At 67.9% G+C, this 16,490-nt stretch carries 20 protein-coding genes; 13 read left to right on the top strand and 7 right to left on the bottom strand.

Translation table 11 applies throughout. The features are described 5' to 3' along the window. From CV103_RS15610 to CV103_RS15630, 4 genes are all read left to right on the top strand, one after another. Positions 1-1,694 (top strand): hypothetical protein (locus CV103_RS15610; protein WP_107395481.1); only part of this gene is annotated, 1,694 nt, incomplete at its 5' end. Between the two features lie 16 nt (positions 1,695-1,710). Further along, positions 1,711-2,637, top strand: a complete 927-nt coding sequence (locus CV103_RS15615; RefSeq protein WP_051128747.1) for a tyrosine-type recombinase/integrase — start codon at positions 1,711-1,713, stop codon at positions 2,635-2,637. Between the two features lie 138 nt (positions 2,638-2,775). Beyond that, positions 2,776-3,717, top strand: a complete 942-nt coding sequence (locus CV103_RS15625; RefSeq protein WP_015459482.1) for an acetyl-CoA carboxylase carboxyltransferase subunit alpha — start codon at positions 2,776-2,778, stop codon at positions 3,715-3,717. A 67-nt stretch (positions 3,718-3,784) separates the two neighbouring features. Beyond that, on the top strand, positions 3,785-5,236 hold the full coding sequence (locus tag CV103_RS15630) for a M48 family metalloprotease (protein WP_107395482.1): 1,452 nt from the start codon (positions 3,785-3,787) through the stop codon (positions 5,234-5,236). Between the two features lie 52 nt (positions 5,237-5,288). Here the strand turns inward: CV103_RS15630 and CV103_RS15635 are convergent, their stop codons facing one another. After that, positions 5,289-5,471: a Flp family type IVb pilin gene (locus CV103_RS15635; RefSeq protein WP_107395483.1), complete on the bottom strand. Its 183-nt coding sequence runs from the start codon at positions 5,469-5,471 to the stop codon at positions 5,289-5,291. A 141-nt stretch (positions 5,472-5,612) separates the two neighbouring features. Further along, positions 5,613-5,786, bottom strand: a complete 174-nt coding sequence (locus tag CV103_RS15640) for a Flp family type IVb pilin (RefSeq protein WP_107395484.1) — start codon at positions 5,784-5,786, stop codon at positions 5,613-5,615. A 119-nt stretch (positions 5,787-5,905) separates the two neighbouring features. On the opposite strand from CV103_RS15640, the gene CV103_RS15645 reads away from it, so the two are divergent. The 6 genes from CV103_RS15645 (at position 5,906) to ygiD (ending at position 11,808) form a co-directional block, all read left to right on the top strand. Beyond that, entirely contained in the window at positions 5,906-6,328 is a 423-nt protein-coding gene (locus CV103_RS15645) for a (deoxy)nucleoside triphosphate pyrophosphohydrolase (RefSeq protein ID WP_015459486.1), read from the top strand. A gap of 210 nt (positions 6,329-6,538) precedes the next feature. Continuing rightward, on the top strand, positions 6,539-8,683 hold the full coding sequence (locus tag CV103_RS15650; RefSeq protein ID WP_084673665.1) for a TonB-dependent receptor: 2,145 nt from the start codon (positions 6,539-6,541) through the stop codon (positions 8,681-8,683). 106 nt (positions 8,684-8,789) lie between these two features. Beyond that, the gene (locus tag CV103_RS15655; RefSeq protein ID WP_015459488.1) at positions 8,790-9,314 is read left to right on the top strand and encodes a nuclear transport factor 2 family protein; all 525 of its coding nucleotides are present in this window, start codon (positions 8,790-8,792) and stop codon (positions 9,312-9,314) included. 97 nt (positions 9,315-9,411) lie between these two features. Next, positions 9,412-10,299: a DUF481 domain-containing protein gene (locus CV103_RS15660; RefSeq protein ID WP_107395485.1), complete on the top strand. Its 888-nt coding sequence runs from the start codon at positions 9,412-9,414 to the stop codon at positions 10,297-10,299. 58 nt (positions 10,300-10,357) lie between these two features. Beyond that, entirely contained in the window at positions 10,358-10,942 is a 585-nt protein-coding gene (locus CV103_RS15665) for an ester cyclase (RefSeq protein WP_107395486.1), read from the top strand. Between the two features lie 2 nt (positions 10,943-10,944). After that, positions 10,945-11,808, top strand: a complete 864-nt coding sequence (ygiD, locus tag CV103_RS15670; RefSeq protein ID WP_245896894.1) for a 4,5-DOPA-extradiol-dioxygenase — start codon at positions 10,945-10,947, stop codon at positions 11,806-11,808. A gap of 98 nt (positions 11,809-11,906) precedes the next feature. Here ygiD and rpsI read toward each other — a convergent pair whose 3' ends face one another. The 5 genes from rpsI to CV103_RS15695 form a co-directional block, all read right to left on the bottom strand. Then, on the bottom strand, positions 11,907-12,449 hold the full coding sequence (gene rpsI / locus CV103_RS15675) for a 30S ribosomal protein S9 (protein ID WP_107395487.1): 543 nt from the start codon (positions 12,447-12,449) through the stop codon (positions 11,907-11,909). Beyond that, positions 12,449-12,928 (bottom strand): 50S ribosomal protein L13, encoded by a 480-nt coding sequence (gene rplM, locus CV103_RS15680; RefSeq protein WP_015459495.1) that lies wholly within the window; start codon positions 12,926-12,928, stop codon positions 12,449-12,451. Before rplM ends, rpsI begins: the two co-directional genes overlap by 1 nt. Before the next feature lie 119 nt (positions 12,929-13,047). Beyond that, entirely contained in the window at positions 13,048-13,365 is a 318-nt protein-coding gene (cutA, locus tag CV103_RS15685; protein WP_107395488.1) for a divalent-cation tolerance protein CutA, read from the bottom strand. Next, positions 13,362-14,402, bottom strand: coding sequence for a COX15/CtaA family protein (locus tag CV103_RS15690; protein WP_107395489.1), 1,041 nt, complete (start codon positions 14,400-14,402; stop codon positions 13,362-13,364). Before CV103_RS15690 ends, cutA begins: the two co-directional genes overlap by 4 nt. A 61-nt stretch (positions 14,403-14,463) precedes the next feature. Further along, positions 14,464-14,874, bottom strand: a complete 411-nt coding sequence (locus CV103_RS15695; protein ID WP_015459498.1) for a GFA family protein — start codon at positions 14,872-14,874, stop codon at positions 14,464-14,466. Between the two features lie 310 nt (positions 14,875-15,184). On the opposite strand from CV103_RS15695, the gene CV103_RS15700 reads away from it, so the two are divergent. The 3 genes from CV103_RS15700 to CV103_RS15710 all read left to right on the top strand — a co-directional run. Then, positions 15,185-15,529, top strand: coding sequence for a MerC domain-containing protein (locus tag CV103_RS15700; protein ID WP_015459499.1), 345 nt, complete (start codon positions 15,185-15,187; stop codon positions 15,527-15,529). 57 nt (positions 15,530-15,586) lie between these two features. Continuing rightward, positions 15,587-16,078 carry a Fur family transcriptional regulator gene (locus CV103_RS15705; RefSeq protein WP_070932733.1) on the top strand — a complete coding sequence of 164 codons (492 nt, stop codon included), beginning with the start codon at positions 15,587-15,589 and terminating at the stop codon, positions 16,076-16,078. Positions 16,079-16,178: 100 nt separating this feature from the next. Beyond that, a partial coding sequence (locus tag CV103_RS15710) for a 1-deoxy-D-xylulose-5-phosphate synthase N-terminal domain-containing protein (RefSeq protein ID WP_281258503.1) occupies positions 16,179-16,490 on the top strand: 312 nt, incomplete at its 3' end.

Below are 16,490 nucleotides of genomic sequence, written 5' to 3' on the forward strand. Positions count from 1 at the left end.
AGCCCGCCCAACCCGCGCCGCCGAGCCGGCCCGCCGCGCCCGCCCCCGCGCCGGGCGCGCCGGCCGATCTGCTGCCGCCGGTCCCGCCGCCGGAAATGGCGGCGGAGGCGGCAGCACCGGAGGAGAAGAGCGCGGCCGAGCTTGCCGCCGATGCGGAGAAGGCGGCCGAGCTGGAGCTGCCCGACGCCGCCCGCCGGCCGATCGACACGGTGGGCGTGCTCGACGATCGCTGGGGCATGCGCGGCGATGCGTTCGGCGATGCCGGCGGGCGGATGCTCACCGGCCTGATGCGGCGCACCGCCGCGCCGATGCCGTCGCGCTGGGCCTCGATCGTGCTGCGCCGCGCGCTGCTGTCGCGCGTGCCGGCGCCGCGCGGCGCGCAGCCGCAGGATTGGGTGGCGGAGCGGGCCTGGCTGCTGCTGCGCATGGGCGAGGCCGATGGCGCGCGCATGCTGGTGCAGAAGGTGGATGTCGACCGCTTCAACCCCCGCCTGCTTTCGATCGCGGCGCAGACGGCGCTCGCCACCGCCGATCCGGCGGCGCTCTGCCCGCTCACCGGGGCGGCGGGCGGCAGCAGCGAGCCGATCTGGCCGATGGCGACGGCGATATGCGCGGCGCTGGCCGGCGATTCGGCGGTGTCCGGCGCGCTGATCGATCGCACGCGCGCTCGCGGTATCGCGCGCGGCATCGATACGCTGCTCGCGGAAAAGGTGATCGGCGCCGGCAGCAATGGCCGCCGCGCCGTCACCATCGAATGGACGGGCGTGAGCAAGCTCACCAGCTGGCGCTTCGGCATGGCGACGGCGACCAACGTGCCCATCCCCGATTCGCTCTACGCCACGGTCGGCCCGCAGGCGCGGGCCTGGGCGGCGCGCGCGCCGCTGCTGGCCGCGCCCACCCGCATCGCGCCGGCGCGGGTCGCGGCGGCGCTGGGGGTGTTCTCCAACGCGGCGCTGGTCGACCTTTACGGCACGGTCGCCGAGCAGACCGACGAGGCGGAGATCGCCGCCAGCGATGCCGGCCGGCTGCGCGCCGCTTATGTGGGGGAGGATGCCGCCGCCCGCATGGAGGCGATCCGTGCCCTCTGGGGCGGCGCCACCGGCCCGCGCGACCGCTATGCCGCCGCCATCCTCACCGCGCGCGCGGCGGCGCGGATCGCGCCCGACAAGGAATGGGCGAACGATGCCGCCGCGCTGATCGGGGCGATGCTGTCGGCGGGCCTCGATTACCAGGCCGAACGCTGGGCGCCGGTGGTGAAGGGCATGGGCGGATCGGCCGGCGACGACGCCTGGGCGCTGCTTGCCGTCGGCGCGCCGGCGCCGGTGGTGGATGCCGGCGCCGGCCGGGTGGAGGATTATGTCGGCCGCCGGGGGGACGTGGGCGCGCACCGGGCGCGGCTGCTGGTGGCGGCGCTGGCGGGGCTGGGCCGGGTCTCCGCCGCCGACGCCGCCCGGCTGGGCCAGAAGGCCGGGGTGAACCTTGCCCATCAGGATGCCTGGACGCGGGCGATCGATACTGCCGCCGCGCGCGGGCAGGCGGGCACGGTGGCGCTGCTCGTCGCCGCCGGCATGCAGACGCGCGACTGGGCGGGCGTGCCGCCGCAATATTTCAGCCATATGCTGGCCGCGCTCCGCCGGGTCGGCCTGGAAGGCGAGGCGCGGATGATGGCGGCGGAGGCGATGACGCGCGCGTGATCCGCGAGAGGCACTGATGGGGAAAGCAGGGGTGGATGGCCTGGAAGCCGGCGAGGACGGCCGCGCCATCGCCCGTTTCCTGGAGATGATGGCGGCCGAGGCGGGATCGGCGCGCAACACGCTGATCGCCTACGGCACCGACCTGAAAGGGGCTTCCGCCGTGCTGGGAGCGCGGCTGGCGGCGGCCGACGAGGGCGCGCTGGGCCGGCTGGCCGAGGCGTGGGCCGATCTTTCCCCCGCCACGGCGGCGCGCAAGGCGGCGGCGCTGCGGCGCTTCTTCGCCTTTCTGGTGGATGAGGGGATGCGCGCCGACGATCCTTCCGCCGCCCTGCCGCGCCCGCAGACGCGCCGTGCCCTGCCGCGCACGCTGGATCGCGGCGATGTCGACCGGCTGTTCGCCGAGCTGGAGCGCCGGCAGGCGGCGGACCCGTCGCCCGCCAACCTCAGGCTGACGGCGCTCATCGAGCTGCTCTACGGATCGGGGCTGCGCGCGACCGAGCTGGTTTCCCTGCCGCGCCGGGCGTTGCGGCCGGACCAGCCCTTCCTGATCCTGAAGGGCAAGGGCGGGCGCGAGCGGCTGGTGCCGATATCCGATCGCGCACGCGCCGCCGTCGCCGCCTGGGGCGTGAAGGTGCCGGTGGACAGCCCGTGGCTGTTCCCTTCGGGCAAGAGCCATCTTTCGCGCATCCGCCTTTATCAGCTGCTGAAGATATTGGCGGCGGACGCGGGCGTGCCGCCCGACCGGATCAGCCCGCACGTGCTGCGCCACGCCTTCGCCACCCATCTGCTGGAAGGCGGGGCGGACCTGCGCGCGCTGCAGCTGATGCTGGGCCATGCCGACATCGCGACCACCCAGATCTACACCCATGTGGACAGCCGCCGGCTGGTCGAGCTGGTCAATGCGCGCCATCCGCTCGTTGACGTGTTGCCAAAGCGGGCTTAACCGCGCTGCATGGTCGCTTTCCTCGAATTCGAAAAACCGATTGCCGAACTGCAGAACCGTATCGCCGATCTGCGCGAGACGGCCGAGGCCGGCACGGTCGACATNGACGTGTTGCCAAAGCGGGCTTAACCGCGCTGCATGGTCGCTTTCCTCGAATTCGAAAAACCGATTGCCGAACTGCAGAACCGTATCGCCGATCTGCGCGAGACGGCCGAGGCCGGCACGGTCGACATCGCCGCCGAGGTCGCGAGGCTGGAGGCGAAATCGGACAAGCTGCTGCGCGACACCTATGCGCGGCTGACGCCCTGGCAGAAGACCCAGGTGGCGCGCCACCCGGAACGGCCGCACCTGAAGGATTATCTGGCGGGCTTCGTCAGCGATTTCGTGCCGCTGGCGGGCGACCGCGCCTTTGCCGACGATCTCGCCATCATCGGCGGCCTCGGCCGGATCGGCGGGCGCCGCGTGGTGGTGATCGGCCATGAGAAGGGCGACGATACCGCCAGCCGCATCCGCCACAATTTCGGCATGGCGAAGCCCGAGGGCTATCGCAAGGCGATCCGCCTGATGAAGCTGGCCGACCGCTTCGGCCTGCCGGTAGTGAGCCTGGTCGATACGTCCGGCGCCTTCCCCGGCATCCAGGCGGAGGAGCGCGGCCAGGCGGAAGCGATCGCGCGGTCGACCGAGGCCTGCCTGGAACTGGGCGTGCCGATGGTGGCGGCCGTGGTGGGCGAAGGCGGATCGGGCGGCGCGGTGGCGCTGGCGGCCGCGAACCGCGTGCTGATGTTCGAACATGCGATCTATTCGGTGATCTCGCCCGAGGGCGCGGCCTCGATCCTGTGGCGCACGTCGGACAAGGCGCCCGACGCCGCCGATGCCATGCGCATCACCGCGCAGGATCTGGAAAAGCTGGGCGTGGCCGATCGCATCGTGCCGGAACCGGTGGGCGGCGCCCATCGCGATCCGGCGGTGGCGATCGCGGCGCTGGCGCAGGCGATCGGCGAGGAGCTGGACGCGCTGGCCGGCAAGTCCGCGGCCGAGCTGAAGGCCGAACGCCGCCGGAAATTCCTGACCATCGGTTGACAATCCGCACGGAACCCGTCCGAAATCGCCGGGTTGAACGGGCGATGACCGATCGTGGGAGAGGCGAATGAAGCGGATCGTGGCATGGGGCGTCGCGGCGTCCCTGCTGGGTTATGCCGGCTATGGCGCGGCGCAGCAGGCGCAGAGCATATCGGCCGCCGACAAGAAGGCGGGGGCGGCCGCGCATCCCCAGTTGCTGCAGGAATTCGGCGGGGCCTTTCCGGGGGCGACGGCCAATTATGTGACCGGCGTGGGCCGCAAGATCGCCGTGCAATCGGGGCTGGCCAATTCGCAATCCGAATTCACTATCACGCTGCTCAATTCGCCGGTGAACAACGCCTTCGCGATACCGGGCGGCTATGTCTACACCACCCGCGCGCTGGTGGGCCTGATGAACGACGAGGCGGAGCTGGCTTCCGTGCTGGGGCATGAGGTGGGGCATGTCGCCGCGCGCCATTCGGCCAAGCGGCAGGAAGCGCAGCAGCGCAACAGCATATTGGGGGCGCTGCTCGGCCTCGGGCTGGGGGCGATCGCCGGCGATTCGGGGCTGGGGCAGCTGCTCCAGCAGGGGGCGGGGCAGGCGGCCCAGCTCATGACCCTGCGCTATTCGCGCAAGCAGGAATATGAGGCCGACGATCTCGGCATCCGCTATCTCTATTCGGCCGGCTATGACACGCTGGCGTCGTCCACCATGCTCGCCTCGCTCGCGGCGCAGACCACGCTCGACGCGCGCGATCAGGGGGGCGAGGTGCGCAACCTGCCCGAATGGGCGAGCACCCATCCCGATCCCGCCGGCCGCGTCGTCCGCGCCCGGCAGAAGGCGCAGGCGATGGGCGGCACCGGACGGATACGGAACCGCGATGCTTTCCTGAACGCAGTGGACGGCCTGCTCTATGGCGACGATCCGCATCAGGGCGTGGTGGACGGGCGGACCTTCCGCCACCCCGACCTGCGCATCGCCTTCACCGTGCCGCAGGGCTTCGCCCTTTCCAACGGCAGCGACGCGGTGTCGATCAGCGGCAGCGGCGGGCAGGCGCAATTTTCCGGCGGCAAGCTCGGCGGATCATTGGCGGCCTATATCGACGGGGTCTATCGGCAGCTCGGCGGGCAGGGGAACGTCGGCAATGTGCAGACGACGCAGATCAACGGCGTCGATGCCGCTTATGCCGTCACCCGCGCGCAGACCAAGCAGGGCCAGGTGGACGTGGGCGTGATCGCTTATTCCATGGGCAATGGCAGCGCCTATCATTTCGTGACGATCGCACCGGCAGGGCGCGGGTTAGGCCCGTTCCAGCCGATGGTGCAGAGCTTCAGCCGGCTGAGCCCGGCGCAGGCGGCCGCCATCCACCCCCGCCGGATCGACGTGGTGACGGTGAAGGCGGGCGATACGGTGCAGAGCCTGAGCCAGCGCATGGCCTATGACACGCTGAAGCAGGAACGCTTCCTGACGATCAACGGCCTGGACGCCGGCGCCCGGCTGGCGCCGGGGCAGCGGGTGAAGCTGATCGTCTGGGGATAAGAAAAAGGCGGCGGATCTGGTGATCCGCCGCCGATATTTCGATCGTCGGGGCTTACTGGCCCTTAGTGTTACCTTCGGTAAGCTTGGTGTCGACAGTGGTGAAGGTGTTGTTCAGCGTATCGCCGAGCTGGCTCATGATGCCCACGCAGGCAACGGCGATCAGGGCAGCGATCAGACCATATTCGATGGCGGTGGCGCCGACCTTGTTCTTCAGAAGTTTGCGAAAAAACTGCATATCCGGTCTCCGTCGTTCCATTGTCCGGGAAGTGTTCCGTCTTCCCCCGCCGAAGCCTTCCGGGGCCCGACGCCCACGATCCTGGCCCTGCGCTGGTTGAGAAATATTTAATGCGAATCCAGAAATAATCTGAAAGTTCGCTTAACTATTATCCGTTACTTTGTCCGCTACGTGCTGCCACATATCGATGGTCGTTCCGGCGACCTGGCTGAGCACGCCGACCATCGCCATCGCTATGAAAGCGAGGATCAGGCCATATTCTATGGCGGTGGCGCCTCGATCGTTTCCGGCCAGCCTGCGCAGCAAATATCCCATCCGAACCGTTCCCCGTCAGATCCGACCTCTCCGGTTCCCGCGCGGAGGATCAGGCTCTAGCCGCCGGACTCGTTTCCCGGCATGGGCAGCTTAGCCATGTCAGCCTTAAGAAAGCCCTTATGACGAAGCCCGATCTTGCGATTTCCCGGATCATGACCGTCGTCGCCGTGGCCCTTGTCGATGGCGATGGGCGGGTGCTGCTGCAGCGGCGGCCGGAGGGAAAGGCGATGGCGGGGCTCTGGGAGTTTCCAGGCGGCAAGCTGGAAGCGGGGGAAAGCCCGGAGGCGGCTTTGGTGCGGGAATTGCGCGAGGAACTGGGGATCGACGTCGAGGCGGCCTGCCTCGCGCCCGCCACCTTCGCCAGCGAGCCGCTGGGCGACCGGCATCTGCTGCTCCTCCTCTATGCCTGCCGCAAATGGCGGGGCGTGCCGCAGGCGCTGGAGGCGAGCGCGCTGAAATGGGCGCGGCCGCTGGAGATGCACGGGCTGGACATGCCGCCGGCCGACCGCCCGCTGATCGGGCTGATCGAGGCCCTGCTCTAGAAAGCGGGCGGAATTTCCGGCCGCATCGGCATTCCTTCCGCCGTCATCCCGTCCAGATGGCGGGTTTCCGGGGCACGCGCCGTGCCGATCCCGAATATCGATCGCCCGCGGACGTTAAAGCGGTGCCGCAATGCGACAAATGCCTGTTGATATGATGTATCATCTGCTCTATCGCCGACCCTGATATAACGTAACAAAAGGGTGGCGCGAATGCTCCGGGCGGGTCTGTTATGTGGTGTGGCGTTTCTCTGGGCCGGGGTGGCCCATGCGGGGGAGGCGGCGGGCGAGGCGCCCGCGACGAACGATGCGGCGCCGGCTGGCGATGCCGACGCGGCCGGGGAACGGCATGACCGCAACGCGCCGGGCGACTATCACGCGCAGGCCGCGAGCGACATCGTCGTCACCGCGCCGTTCAAGCGCGATGTCGGCACGCTGCTGAGCGGCGCTTCGGTGGTTTCCGGCGAGACGCTGACGCGCGAACTGCGCCCCACCATCGGCGAGACGCTGGCCCGCCAGCCGGGCGTGTCCTCCACCTCCTTCGGCCCCAACGCCTCGCGCCCGATCCTGCGCGGCTTCCAGGGCGATCGCGTGCGCGTGCTGACCGACGGCATCGGCACCTTCGACGTATCGAGCACGTCGGCCGACCATGCCGTCGTCATCAATCCGCTAACGGCGGACCGGATCGAGGTGCTGCGCGGGCCTTCCGCCCTGCTGTTCGGATCATCGGCGGTGGGCGGCGTGGTGAACGTGATCGACAGCCGCATCCCCCGCCGGGTGCCGGACGAGCCGATCCACGTCGATGCGATCGGCACCTATGGCACGGCGGCCAACGAGCGTTCGGTGGGCGGCGCGGTGGAAAGCCCGATCGGCGACAAGTTCGTCGTCCATTTCGACGGCAGCTACAGCAAGACCGGCGATCTCGACACCGGTGGCCATATCCTGACGCCGGCGCTGCGCGCGCAGGCGGCGGCGAACCCCGATCCCGAGATCGCGGAGCTGGCCGACCTCAAGGGCAAGCTGCCCAACAGCGCGGCGCGCACCTGGGAAGTGGCGGGCGGCGCGGCCGTCATCACCGATACCGGCAATTTCGGCGTGTCGGTGAGCCGTTATGACAGCCTCTACGGTGTGCCGATCCGCTATTCGCTGGATCCCGATATCGAGGCGGAGGCGGTGCGGCTGGACGTGAAGCAGACCCGCGTCGATTTCCGCGGCGAGGTGGAGACGGGCGGCGGCTTCCTGCAATCGATCAAGCTGCGCGGCGGCTATGCCGATTACCAGCATAGCGAGATCGAGGATACCGGCGAGGTCGGCACCACCTTCTACAGCCAGGGCTGGGAAGGGCGGCTGGAGCTGGTGCAGCAGGAACGCGGCGGCTGGCGCGGCGCGATCGGCGGCCAGATGATGATCCGCGACTTCAACGTGATCGGCGAGGAGAAATTCCTGCCGAAGAACGAAACCCAGCAATATGGCCTCTTCACCCTCCAGGAATTCGATCTGGGCGCGGTGAAGGTGGAGGCCGGCGGCCGCTTCGAGCATTCGGTGATCAGCGCCGATGCCGATGCGGACCTGGGCAATCCCGCCTATCACCGCACCTTCGACGCGCTTTCCGCCTCGCTGGGCGCGGGCGTGGACATCGTACAGGGCTGGCGTGTCGGCCTGAACCTGTCGCGCACGGAACGCGCGCCTTCGGCCGACGAGCTGTTCGCCAACGGCCCGCATGCCGGAACCCAGGCGTTCGAGATCGGCGATCCCACCTTCGGCAAGGAGAAGAGCTGGGGGCTGGAGGCGACGCTGCGCGGCAAGGGCGAAGGCTACAGCATCAACGCCTCCGTCTTCCACAGCTGGTTCGACAATTACATCTACGAAACCGCGACCGGCGAGATCGAGGACGATCTGCCCGTCTACCGGTTCGCGCAGGGCGACGCCCGCTATTACGGCTTCGAGGTCGAAGGATCGGCGACGCTGGCGCATATCGGCCAGACGACGATCGTGGCCGACGCGCTGGCCGATTATGTCCGCGCGAAGATCAAGCATGACGGCCCCGTGCCCCGCATCCCGCCGCTCCGCGTGCTGGGCGGCATCGAGGCGCAGGCCGAGCGCATCACCGGCCGCGTCGAGGTGGAATGGACCGACGACCAGAAGCGCGTGACCGAGTTCGAAACGCCGACGGAAGGCTATACGATGGTCAACGCCTCGCTGGCGTTCAAGCCGTTCGGCAGCGCCAATTCCACCAGCATCGTGCTTTCCGCCAACAACATCTTCGATGTGGTCGCGCGGCGGCACGCCAGCTTCCTGAAGGATTATGCGCCGCTGGCGGGCCGGGATTTCCGCATCACCACCCGGATCAACTTCTAATTACGGATATGGCCGCGATGCGGATCGCGGCCATCAACCTTCCCCGGGGAGGCGGCATCCCCGGACGACCGCGCTAGGCTCGCCGCCAAAATGGCAGGAGAGCGACATGGCCCACCCCCATCAGGAAGTGGTCGACACGATCGAGCGGCTGATCGAGGCCTTCAAGGAATGCGAGCGGCGCAACAGCTGGAGCTGGCTGGCCGACGAATTCTATCATCAGGATTGCGTCTACACCTGCGAATATGGCGGGGTGATGCCGGTCGTCGCCAACGGGCGGGAGGAGATCCGCCGCACCCATTATGGCCGCGACATGGAAGTGGGCTCCGGCTGGGCGGGCTGGAGCTTCCCGATCGTCGATTATGCGGTGAACGGCGACAGCATCATCACCCACTGGAAGAATCGCGGCCCCGGCCTCCGGCCCGACGGCAGCCATTATGAGACGCCGGGCGTGTCCTTCATCACCTATGGCGGCGACGGCAAGTTCATCCGCCAGTTCGACATGTTCGACATCGGCCACCAGATGGTGCTGTGCGATGAGCTGGACGCCGCCGGCCTGCTTTCCCCCCGGCTGAAGGCGGAATGGGTGGCGCCGATGAAGCAGCGGATCATCGCCAGGCTATCGGCTGCCTGAACAGCCCCCAAGCCTATTTCGAATCGCATGCGGAACATCTGGGCGCGTCGCGCCGTTTCGGCCCTGATGCTGGGTTCGAACAGGGGAGCGCGGCGACGTGAAGGGATATCTTGCGATCCTGCCGCTGGTGCTGGCGACGCCGGCGCTGGCGGAACCGATGACGCCTTCGGTGAAGGCGATGGTCGAAAAAGCGGTGCGCAGCGGCGACAAGGCCAAGGCCGATGCGGTGGTGGGCGTGGCCAAGGAAACCTATCCCGACAGCGCCGGCGAGATCGATGCGCTGGTCGCCTCCATCCAGGCGGAGCAGGAAGCGGCCCGGCAGGAGCAGATGGCCCATGCCGGCTTCTTCGATAACTGGAAGGGATCGGGCGAGCTTGGCGGATCGAAGGCGACGGGCAATTCCGATACCGTCACCGTCGCGGCGGGCCTCACGCTCAACAAGGAAGGCCGCGTCTGGCGCCACGCGATCACCGCGCTGGCCGACCTGCAGCGCAGCGACGGCGACAATACGCAGGAACGCTATGCCGCCGGCTACAAGATCGATCGCAAGTTCGGCGAGCGCTTCTACCTGTTCGGCACCTTCGGCTGGGAACGCAACCGCGTCGCCGGGCTGAAATCGCGATTCACCGAGGCGCTGGGCCTGGGCTATACCGTCATCAACCAGCCCAACCTCACCTGGAACCTGGAAGGCGGCCCGGCGCTGCGCCAGGCCAAGTTCGTCGACCGCGACGAGAATGGCGTCGCCTTCCGCGCGGCATCGGATTTCGCCTGGAGCATCACGCCCACCACCAAGCTGACCCAGCTGACCACCGGCTTCATCGAAGGCGGCAGCAGCAGCATCCTTTCGACGACGGCGGTCACCGCCCAGCTGATCGGCGCGCTATCGGCCCGGCTTTCCTTCAACGTGCAATATGAAAGCGATCCCCCGGCCGGCGACAAGCATACCGATACGATCACGCGCGCCACGCTGGTCTATGATTTCTGATGCCGGCCGGCGGGCCGGCGGGTGAGGCGACGAGCCTGGAACAGGGCGGAGGAACGGCATGATGCGCGCGGCCATGATCCTGACGGCGGCGCTGGGCCTCGCCGCCCAGCCCGTGTCCGCGGCGCCCCCGGATGGAGCCGGGCCGGGCCGCTGGCCGGGCACGAAAGCCGGCCAGGCCGCCCCGGAAATAGCGGAGATGCCGGAAATCCTGGCGAAGAATCTGCACAACTTCGACGATCTGGATTTCCGGGTCTATACCGGCCAGCAATGGGCGGACCTCCACAAGAGCCATGCGCGGAACATCGTCGTCCATTATCCGGACGGCCACACCAGCAGCGGCATTCCCGACCACATCAAGGAACTGGCCTTCATGTGGACGTTCGCGCCCGATAACCGCATCACCCAGCATCCGGTGCGGTTCGGCACGGCGGAAGGCGAATGGACCGCCGTCATCGGTTATATCGACGGCACCTTCACCAGGCCGATGGTGCTGGCGGAAGGCAAGGTCATCCAGCCCACCGGCAAGAGCTATCATCTTCCGATGGCCACGCTCGGGCGCTGGAACAAGGAAGGCACGATGGACGAGGAATATCTCTTCTGGGACAATGCCGCCCTGATGCAGCAGATCGGCGTGGCGCCATAAGCATGGCGAACGGCTCCGCACCGATGCCGACGATCTTCATCGGCCATGGCAGCCCGATGAACACGCTGGAAAAGAACGACTATACCGATGCCTGGCGCCGGATCGGCCGGGCGCTGCCGCGTCCGCGCGCGATCCTGTGCGTTTCAGCCCACTGGTTTGTGGGGGTGACGGCCGTGACGGCGATGGCGCGCCCGCGCACCATCCACGATTTCTACGGCTTCCCGGACGAACTGTTCGCCTTCCAATATCCCGCGCCGGGCCTGCCCGAGCTGGCGGAGGAGGTGGCGGCGGTTGCCCGGCCCCATTGGGTGGGCGCGGACGTGGACCAGTGGGGGCTGGACCATGGCACATGGAGCGTGCTGGCCCATCTGTTCCCGGATGCGGACGTGCCGGTCGTCCAGCTTTCGATCAACGCCTTGAAGCCGATGGACTATCATCTCGATCTCGGCGCGCGGCTGGCGCCGTTGCGCGATGCCGGCGTGCTGATCCTTGCCAGCGGCAACGTGGTGCACAACCTCCGCCGCATCCAGTGGAACATGCCCGACGCGGGCGAGGCATGGGCACAGCGCTTCGACGAGGCGGTGGCGGCCCTGATGGGCGAATCGCCCGGCGAGGTGCTGAAGGCGGCCGATCACCCGGATTATGCCATGGCGGTGCCGACGCCGGATCATTTCATCCCGCTGCTCTATACGGCGGGGCTCGCCGTCGCCGCGAACGAAGGGGCGAAGCCGATCGTGCGCGGCTATTCGCTGGGGTCGCTGTCGATGACCTGTTACGGCGCGGGGATGGATATGGTGGCATGCGAGGAATGCCACGGGGCGGCATCGCTGCCCGGCGACATCCCGCCGATCGACATGAACGTCTGAGGCCGCGCGCCCGTCGCGGGCATCGTTGCGGCCAAAAAAATGGGGGCCGTTTCCGACCCCCATCTTCTGTAGTCCAAGCGGTAAACCCGATTTCCGGATCAGCGCTTCGAGAACTGGAAGCTGCGGCGGGCCTTGGCCTTGCCGTACTTCTTACGCTCGACCGCGCGGCTGTCGCGGGTCAGGAAGCCGGCGGCCTTCACCGGGCTGCGCAGGATCGGCTCGTAGCGGGTCAGCGCCTGGGCGATGCCGTGCTTGACCGCGCCGGCCTGGCCCGAAAGGCCGCCGCCCTTGACGGTGCAGATCACGTCATACTGGCCTTCGCGGCCGGCGACGCCGAACGGCTGGTTGATGACGAGACGCAGCGTCGGACGCGCGAAATAGACTTCCTGATCGCGGCCGTTGATCGTGATCTTGCCCGAACCCGGCTTCAGCCACACGCGGGCGACGGCATCCTTGCGGCGGCCGGTGGCGTAGGCGCGGCCCTGCGCGTCGATCTGCTGCTCGCGCAGCGGGGTCGTCGGCTGGACGGGGGCGATCGGCGCTTCCACGCCGGCTTCGACCGGGGCGGCGGCAGCGGCGGGGGCCGGGGCGGCGTTCGTCAGCGCCGCGAGATCGGCGAGAGACTGGCGATTGTCGGACATTATGCGCCCACCTTGTTCTTGCGGTTCATCGAAGCGACATCGAGCACTTCGGGGTTCTGCGCGGCATGGTCATGCTCGGCACCGTTGAAGATGCGCAGGTTGCGCATCTGCTGGCGGCCCAGCGGACCACGCGGGATCATGCGCTCGACGGCCTTTTCCAGAACGCGCTCCGGGAAGCGGCCTTCCAGCACCTTGGCAGCGGTCACGCCCTTGATGCCGCCGGCATAGCCGGTGTGCTTGTAATAGACCTTCTGGCCCAACTTCTTGCCGGTGAAGCGCACCTTGTCCGCATTGATGACGATGACATTGTCACCGCAATCGATGTGCGGGGTGAAGCTCGGCTTGTGCTTGCCGCGCAGGATGTTGGCGATGATGCTGGCGACGCGGCCGACGACGAGCCCTTCGGCGTCGATCAGCAGCCACTTCTTTTCCACCGTCGCCGGCGTGGCCGACTTGGTGGTCTTCATGAGCGCTTTCATTGGCTCGGACCTTCTCGAAAAACGAAGCACGCCGCCCGGCAAGGGGCGGCGCAGACGGAAGCGCTAATGGCGACGGAGGGGGCCAGAGTCAAGAAAATTGGCCGGTTTCGTGAGTGGTATCAAGATACCTCTTGCGAAACCCAGCTTTCATAAGGGCCGTGGGCCGCCGCGATCGGCCAGGCGATCGCGGCCGGCACGTCATAGGAATGGGCGGCCGCGATGGCGGCGATCAGCGCCTCCGCGCGGTCGGCGCGGGTCTTGAACAGGGCGGGTATTTCGGTCGCTTCCTCGATCGCGCCCTGCCAGCGATAGATGGAGCGGCAGGGCGGGAGGATGTTGACGCAGGCGGCGAGGCCCGCCTCCACCATCGCCCGGCCGATGCGCGCCGCCTCCGCCTCGTCCGCGAACACGGCATAGACGGTGGCGATGCCGGTCATGCGCGGCGGGCCTTGCCCAGCCGCTGCGCCGTCCAAGCGGTGCTGGCGACCAGCAGCGCGCCGACGGCCTGGTGGGCAACGGCGACATGGATGTCCACGCCGGTCAGCAGGGTGGCGATGCCGAGGCCGATCTGGAGGATGAGGAAGGTGGCGATGGCGTGGACCGGCCCCTTCACCCCCGCCTTGTGCGCGGCCCAGGCCAGCGACAGCAGGATCGCGGCGGCGACCCAGGCGAACCAGCGATGGACGAACTGCACCACGATCGGATTATCGACCAGGTTGACCCAGAGCGGCTTGAGGAAGGCCACGCCCTCGGGAAACAGGCGGCCGCCCATGGTGGGCCATTCGGCGAAGGCATAGCCCGCGTCGAGGCCGGCGGTGAAGGCGCCGAGCATGAGCTGGACGAAGAGGACCAGGAAGGCGAGCGCGGCGATGCCCGTCAGCCGCGCCGGGCGGGCATCGGGATTGCGCTGGAGATCGAACAGGTCGAGCGCGGTCCACACCAGCGCCGCAAGGATCAGGAGCGCGGTCAGCAGGTGGACGGCGAGGCGGATATGGCTCACGTCCGGCCGGTCGATCAGGCCGGAAGCGACCATCCACCAGCCGATCGCGCCCTGCAGGCCGCCCAGCGCCAGCAGCAGGATCAGGCGCGGGCCATAGCCCCTGGGGATCATCCGCTTCCACGCGAACCAGGCGAGCGGCAAGGCGAAGACGATGCCGATCAGCCGGCCGATCACCCGATGCAGATATTCCCAGAAGAAGATGCCCTTGAACTCGTCGAGGGACATGCCGCGATTGATCTTCAGATATTCGGGCGTCGCCTTGTAGGCATCGAATTCGGCATGCCACTGCGCCGCGTTCAGCGGCGGCACGATGCCGGATATCGGTTCCCACCGCACCATCGACAGGCCCGATTCGGTGAGCCGGGTGATCCCGCCCACCACCACCATCGCAAAGACCATGAAGGCAACCAGAAGGAGCCAGCGGGCGATACGGGCGGGTTGCGGGCGGGCCGCGATGGGGCGGGATAGCGACATGGGGAGCGGCTATGCCCCCGGCGCGCGCGGCAGACAAGCCGTGGGGCGTGCCGGCGCTGCCTCAATCCTCGGGGCCGGGATAGCGTTCGAATTCGGGCAGATGGTGCGCATCCCGGATCCAGCCGATGCGCTCGGCGACCTGGATGTGGGCCGAAGGCGCCGGCACGGCATCGGGATCGTCCAGCGTGGCGGTCTGCACGTCGATCAGGCCGGGGAAGATCGCCGCGCTGGTATAGAAAAGGCCGGTGCCGCAATCCGGGCAGAAGTGGCGGCGGCCATGTTCGGACGAGGCGCGGACCTTCGGCGTGCCGGCAAGGATCGTCACGTCGGCTTCCGGGAAGATCGCCCAGGCGACGAAGGGCGCGCCGGCCGAACGGCGGCAATCGCTGCAATGGCAGAGCGAATGGCGATCGGGCAGCGAGGCGACCTCATAGCGTATCGCGCCGCAATGGCATCCTCCGGCCAGCATCATTCTCTCCTTCGTCGTGAAACCGTGATCAGGGGATATCCCGGATATCCGGGCACATTCCTACTCTTATTCGTCATGCCGAGCCTGGCTCGGCATTCTTCCCTCCGCGCGCACCGACATCGCCGGTGACGGAATCGACCCTTCAGGGTGACGATTCCTTCGCATGACCGAACCACCGCCCGCTGAACGTCTGTGGGGGTGGGGAAACGCCGGCTGCTGCAAATGATATGTTGTATCTTCCTCTCGATCATGCCATTTGCACTGGCAGCTTAGGGAGTGGATTCGAACGGTGTCTGACGTTGCGGGACGCGGGATGTGGCTGGACCGGCTGGCGATCGGCCTGTCGGGCCTGTGCCTCGCGCATTGCATCGGATCGGCCGTGTTCGTGGCGCTGCTGGCGTCGGCCGGCGGCATCCTCGTCCACCATTCCATCCATGAAGTGGGCCTGGTGCTGGCGATCTGCTTCGCGGTGCTGGGGCTCGGCCGCGGCGTGATGCGGCACGGCTTCATGCTGCCCGGATCGATCGGCGGCCTCGGCATCGGCGTGATGGCCGGCGCGCTCACCATGCCGCACAATGCGGACGAGGTGATCTACACGATCATCGGCGTGGGTCTTGTGGCGCTGGGCCATGATCTCAACCGCCGGGCGCTGATCTAAGCCCCGCTTCGGCGGCTATCGCTTGCCGATCGGGGTGGCAGCGCCTAGATTTGGCCCATGGCCCACGCCCACAATCATGCGCATTCCGATGCCCATTCGCACGTCCTGCACGAAGGCGCCGAGCTGAAGGCGGCCGCGCGCGACGCATTGGAGAAATCGGGCCAGCAATGGACGGCGATGCGCGCGGCGGTGTTCGACGCGCTCGTCCAGTTCGATCGGCCGGCATCGGCCTATGACATCGCCGAGGCGGTTTCCAAGGCGGAAGGGCGGCGGATTGCGGCCAACAGCATCTATCGCATCCTCGACCTGTTCGTGGGCTCCAACCTCGCGCGGCGGGTGGAAAGCGTGAACGCCTATGTCGCCAACGCGCATCCCGATTGCATGCACGACTGCATCTTCCTGGTGTGCGACACCTGCGGGCAAGCGACCCATATCGACGACGACAGCCTGAGCGGCAATGTGCGCCGTGCCGCGGAAAAGGCCGGATTCGCCGCGGCCCGGCCGATCATCGAGGTCCACGGCACCTGCGCGGATTGCGCCGGGGCCTGATTTTCCGCCGCAGGATGCGCCTGCGCGATCCTGATCAGCCGCGGTTCACCTTCCCGGAAGGATGGTCTACGGGGAGGGCATGAAAGGATTGCCCGCATCCATGACCGAACGTTCCGAGACCCCGCTCCTCGACACGGTCGACACCCCTGACGCCCTGCGTCGGCTGAAGCCGGAACAGCTCCGCACCCTTGCGACCGAGTTGCGTGCGGAGATGATATCGGCGGTGGGTGTGACGGGGGGGCATCTGGGGTCTGGCCTGGGTGTGGTGGAGCTGACGGTGGCGCTCCATTATGTGTTCGACACGCCCAGGGACGTGCTGATCTGGGATGTCGGCCACCAGGCCTATCCGCACAAGATATTGACCGGCAGGCGCGATCGCATCCGCACCTTGCGGCAGGGCGGCGGGCTTTCG

Source organism: Edaphosphingomonas fennica, from assembly GCF_003034225.1.
Classification (GTDB): Bacteria; Pseudomonadota; Alphaproteobacteria; order Sphingomonadales; family Sphingomonadaceae; genus Sphingomonas_E; species Sphingomonas_E fennica.

Coding starts and splice junctions, on each gene's coding strand:
- CV103_RS15615 (WP_051128747.1), top strand. CDS start 1,711: ATGGGGAAAGCAGGGGTGGATGGCCTGGAAGCCGGCGAGGACGGCCGC.
- CV103_RS15625 (WP_015459482.1), top strand. CDS start 2,776: ATGGTCGCTTTCCTCGAATTCGAAAAACCGATTGCCGAACTGCAGAAC.
- CV103_RS15630 (WP_107395482.1), top strand. CDS start 3,785: ATGAAGCGGATCGTGGCATGGGGCGTCGCGGCGTCCCTGCTGGGTTAT.
- CV103_RS15635 (WP_107395483.1), bottom strand. CDS start 5,471: ATGCAGTTTTTTCGCAAACTTCTGAAGAACAAGGTCGGCGCCACCGCC.
- CV103_RS15640 (WP_107395484.1), bottom strand. CDS start 5,786: ATGGGATATTTGCTGCGCAGGCTGGCCGGAAACGATCGAGGCGCCACC.
- CV103_RS15645 (WP_015459486.1), top strand. CDS start 5,906: ATGACGAAGCCCGATCTTGCGATTTCCCGGATCATGACCGTCGTCGCC.
- CV103_RS15650 (WP_084673665.1), top strand. CDS start 6,539: ATGCTCCGGGCGGGTCTGTTATGTGGTGTGGCGTTTCTCTGGGCCGGG.
- CV103_RS15655 (WP_015459488.1), top strand. CDS start 8,790: ATGGCCCACCCCCATCAGGAAGTGGTCGACACGATCGAGCGGCTGATC.
- CV103_RS15665 (WP_107395486.1), top strand. CDS start 10,358: ATGATGCGCGCGGCCATGATCCTGACGGCGGCGCTGGGCCTCGCCGCC.
- ygiD (WP_245896894.1), top strand. CDS start 10,945: ATGGCGAACGGCTCCGCACCGATGCCGACGATCTTCATCGGCCATGGC.
- rpsI (WP_107395487.1), bottom strand. CDS start 12,449: ATGTCCGACAATCGCCAGTCTCTCGCCGATCTCGCGGCGCTGACGAAC.
- rplM (WP_015459495.1), bottom strand. CDS start 12,928: ATGAAAGCGCTCATGAAGACCACCAAGTCGGCCACGCCGGCGACGGTG.
- cutA (WP_107395488.1), bottom strand. CDS start 13,365: ATGACCGGCATCGCCACCGTCTATGCCGTGTTCGCGGACGAGGCGGAG.
- CV103_RS15690 (WP_107395489.1), bottom strand. CDS start 14,402: ATGTCGCTATCCCGCCCCATCGCGGCCCGCCCGCAACCCGCCCGTATC.
- CV103_RS15695 (WP_015459498.1), bottom strand. CDS start 14,874: ATGATGCTGGCCGGAGGATGCCATTGCGGCGCGATACGCTATGAGGTC.
- CV103_RS15700 (WP_015459499.1), top strand. CDS start 15,185: ATGTGGCTGGACCGGCTGGCGATCGGCCTGTCGGGCCTGTGCCTCGCG.
- CV103_RS15705 (WP_070932733.1), top strand. CDS start 15,587: ATGGCCCACGCCCACAATCATGCGCATTCCGATGCCCATTCGCACGTC.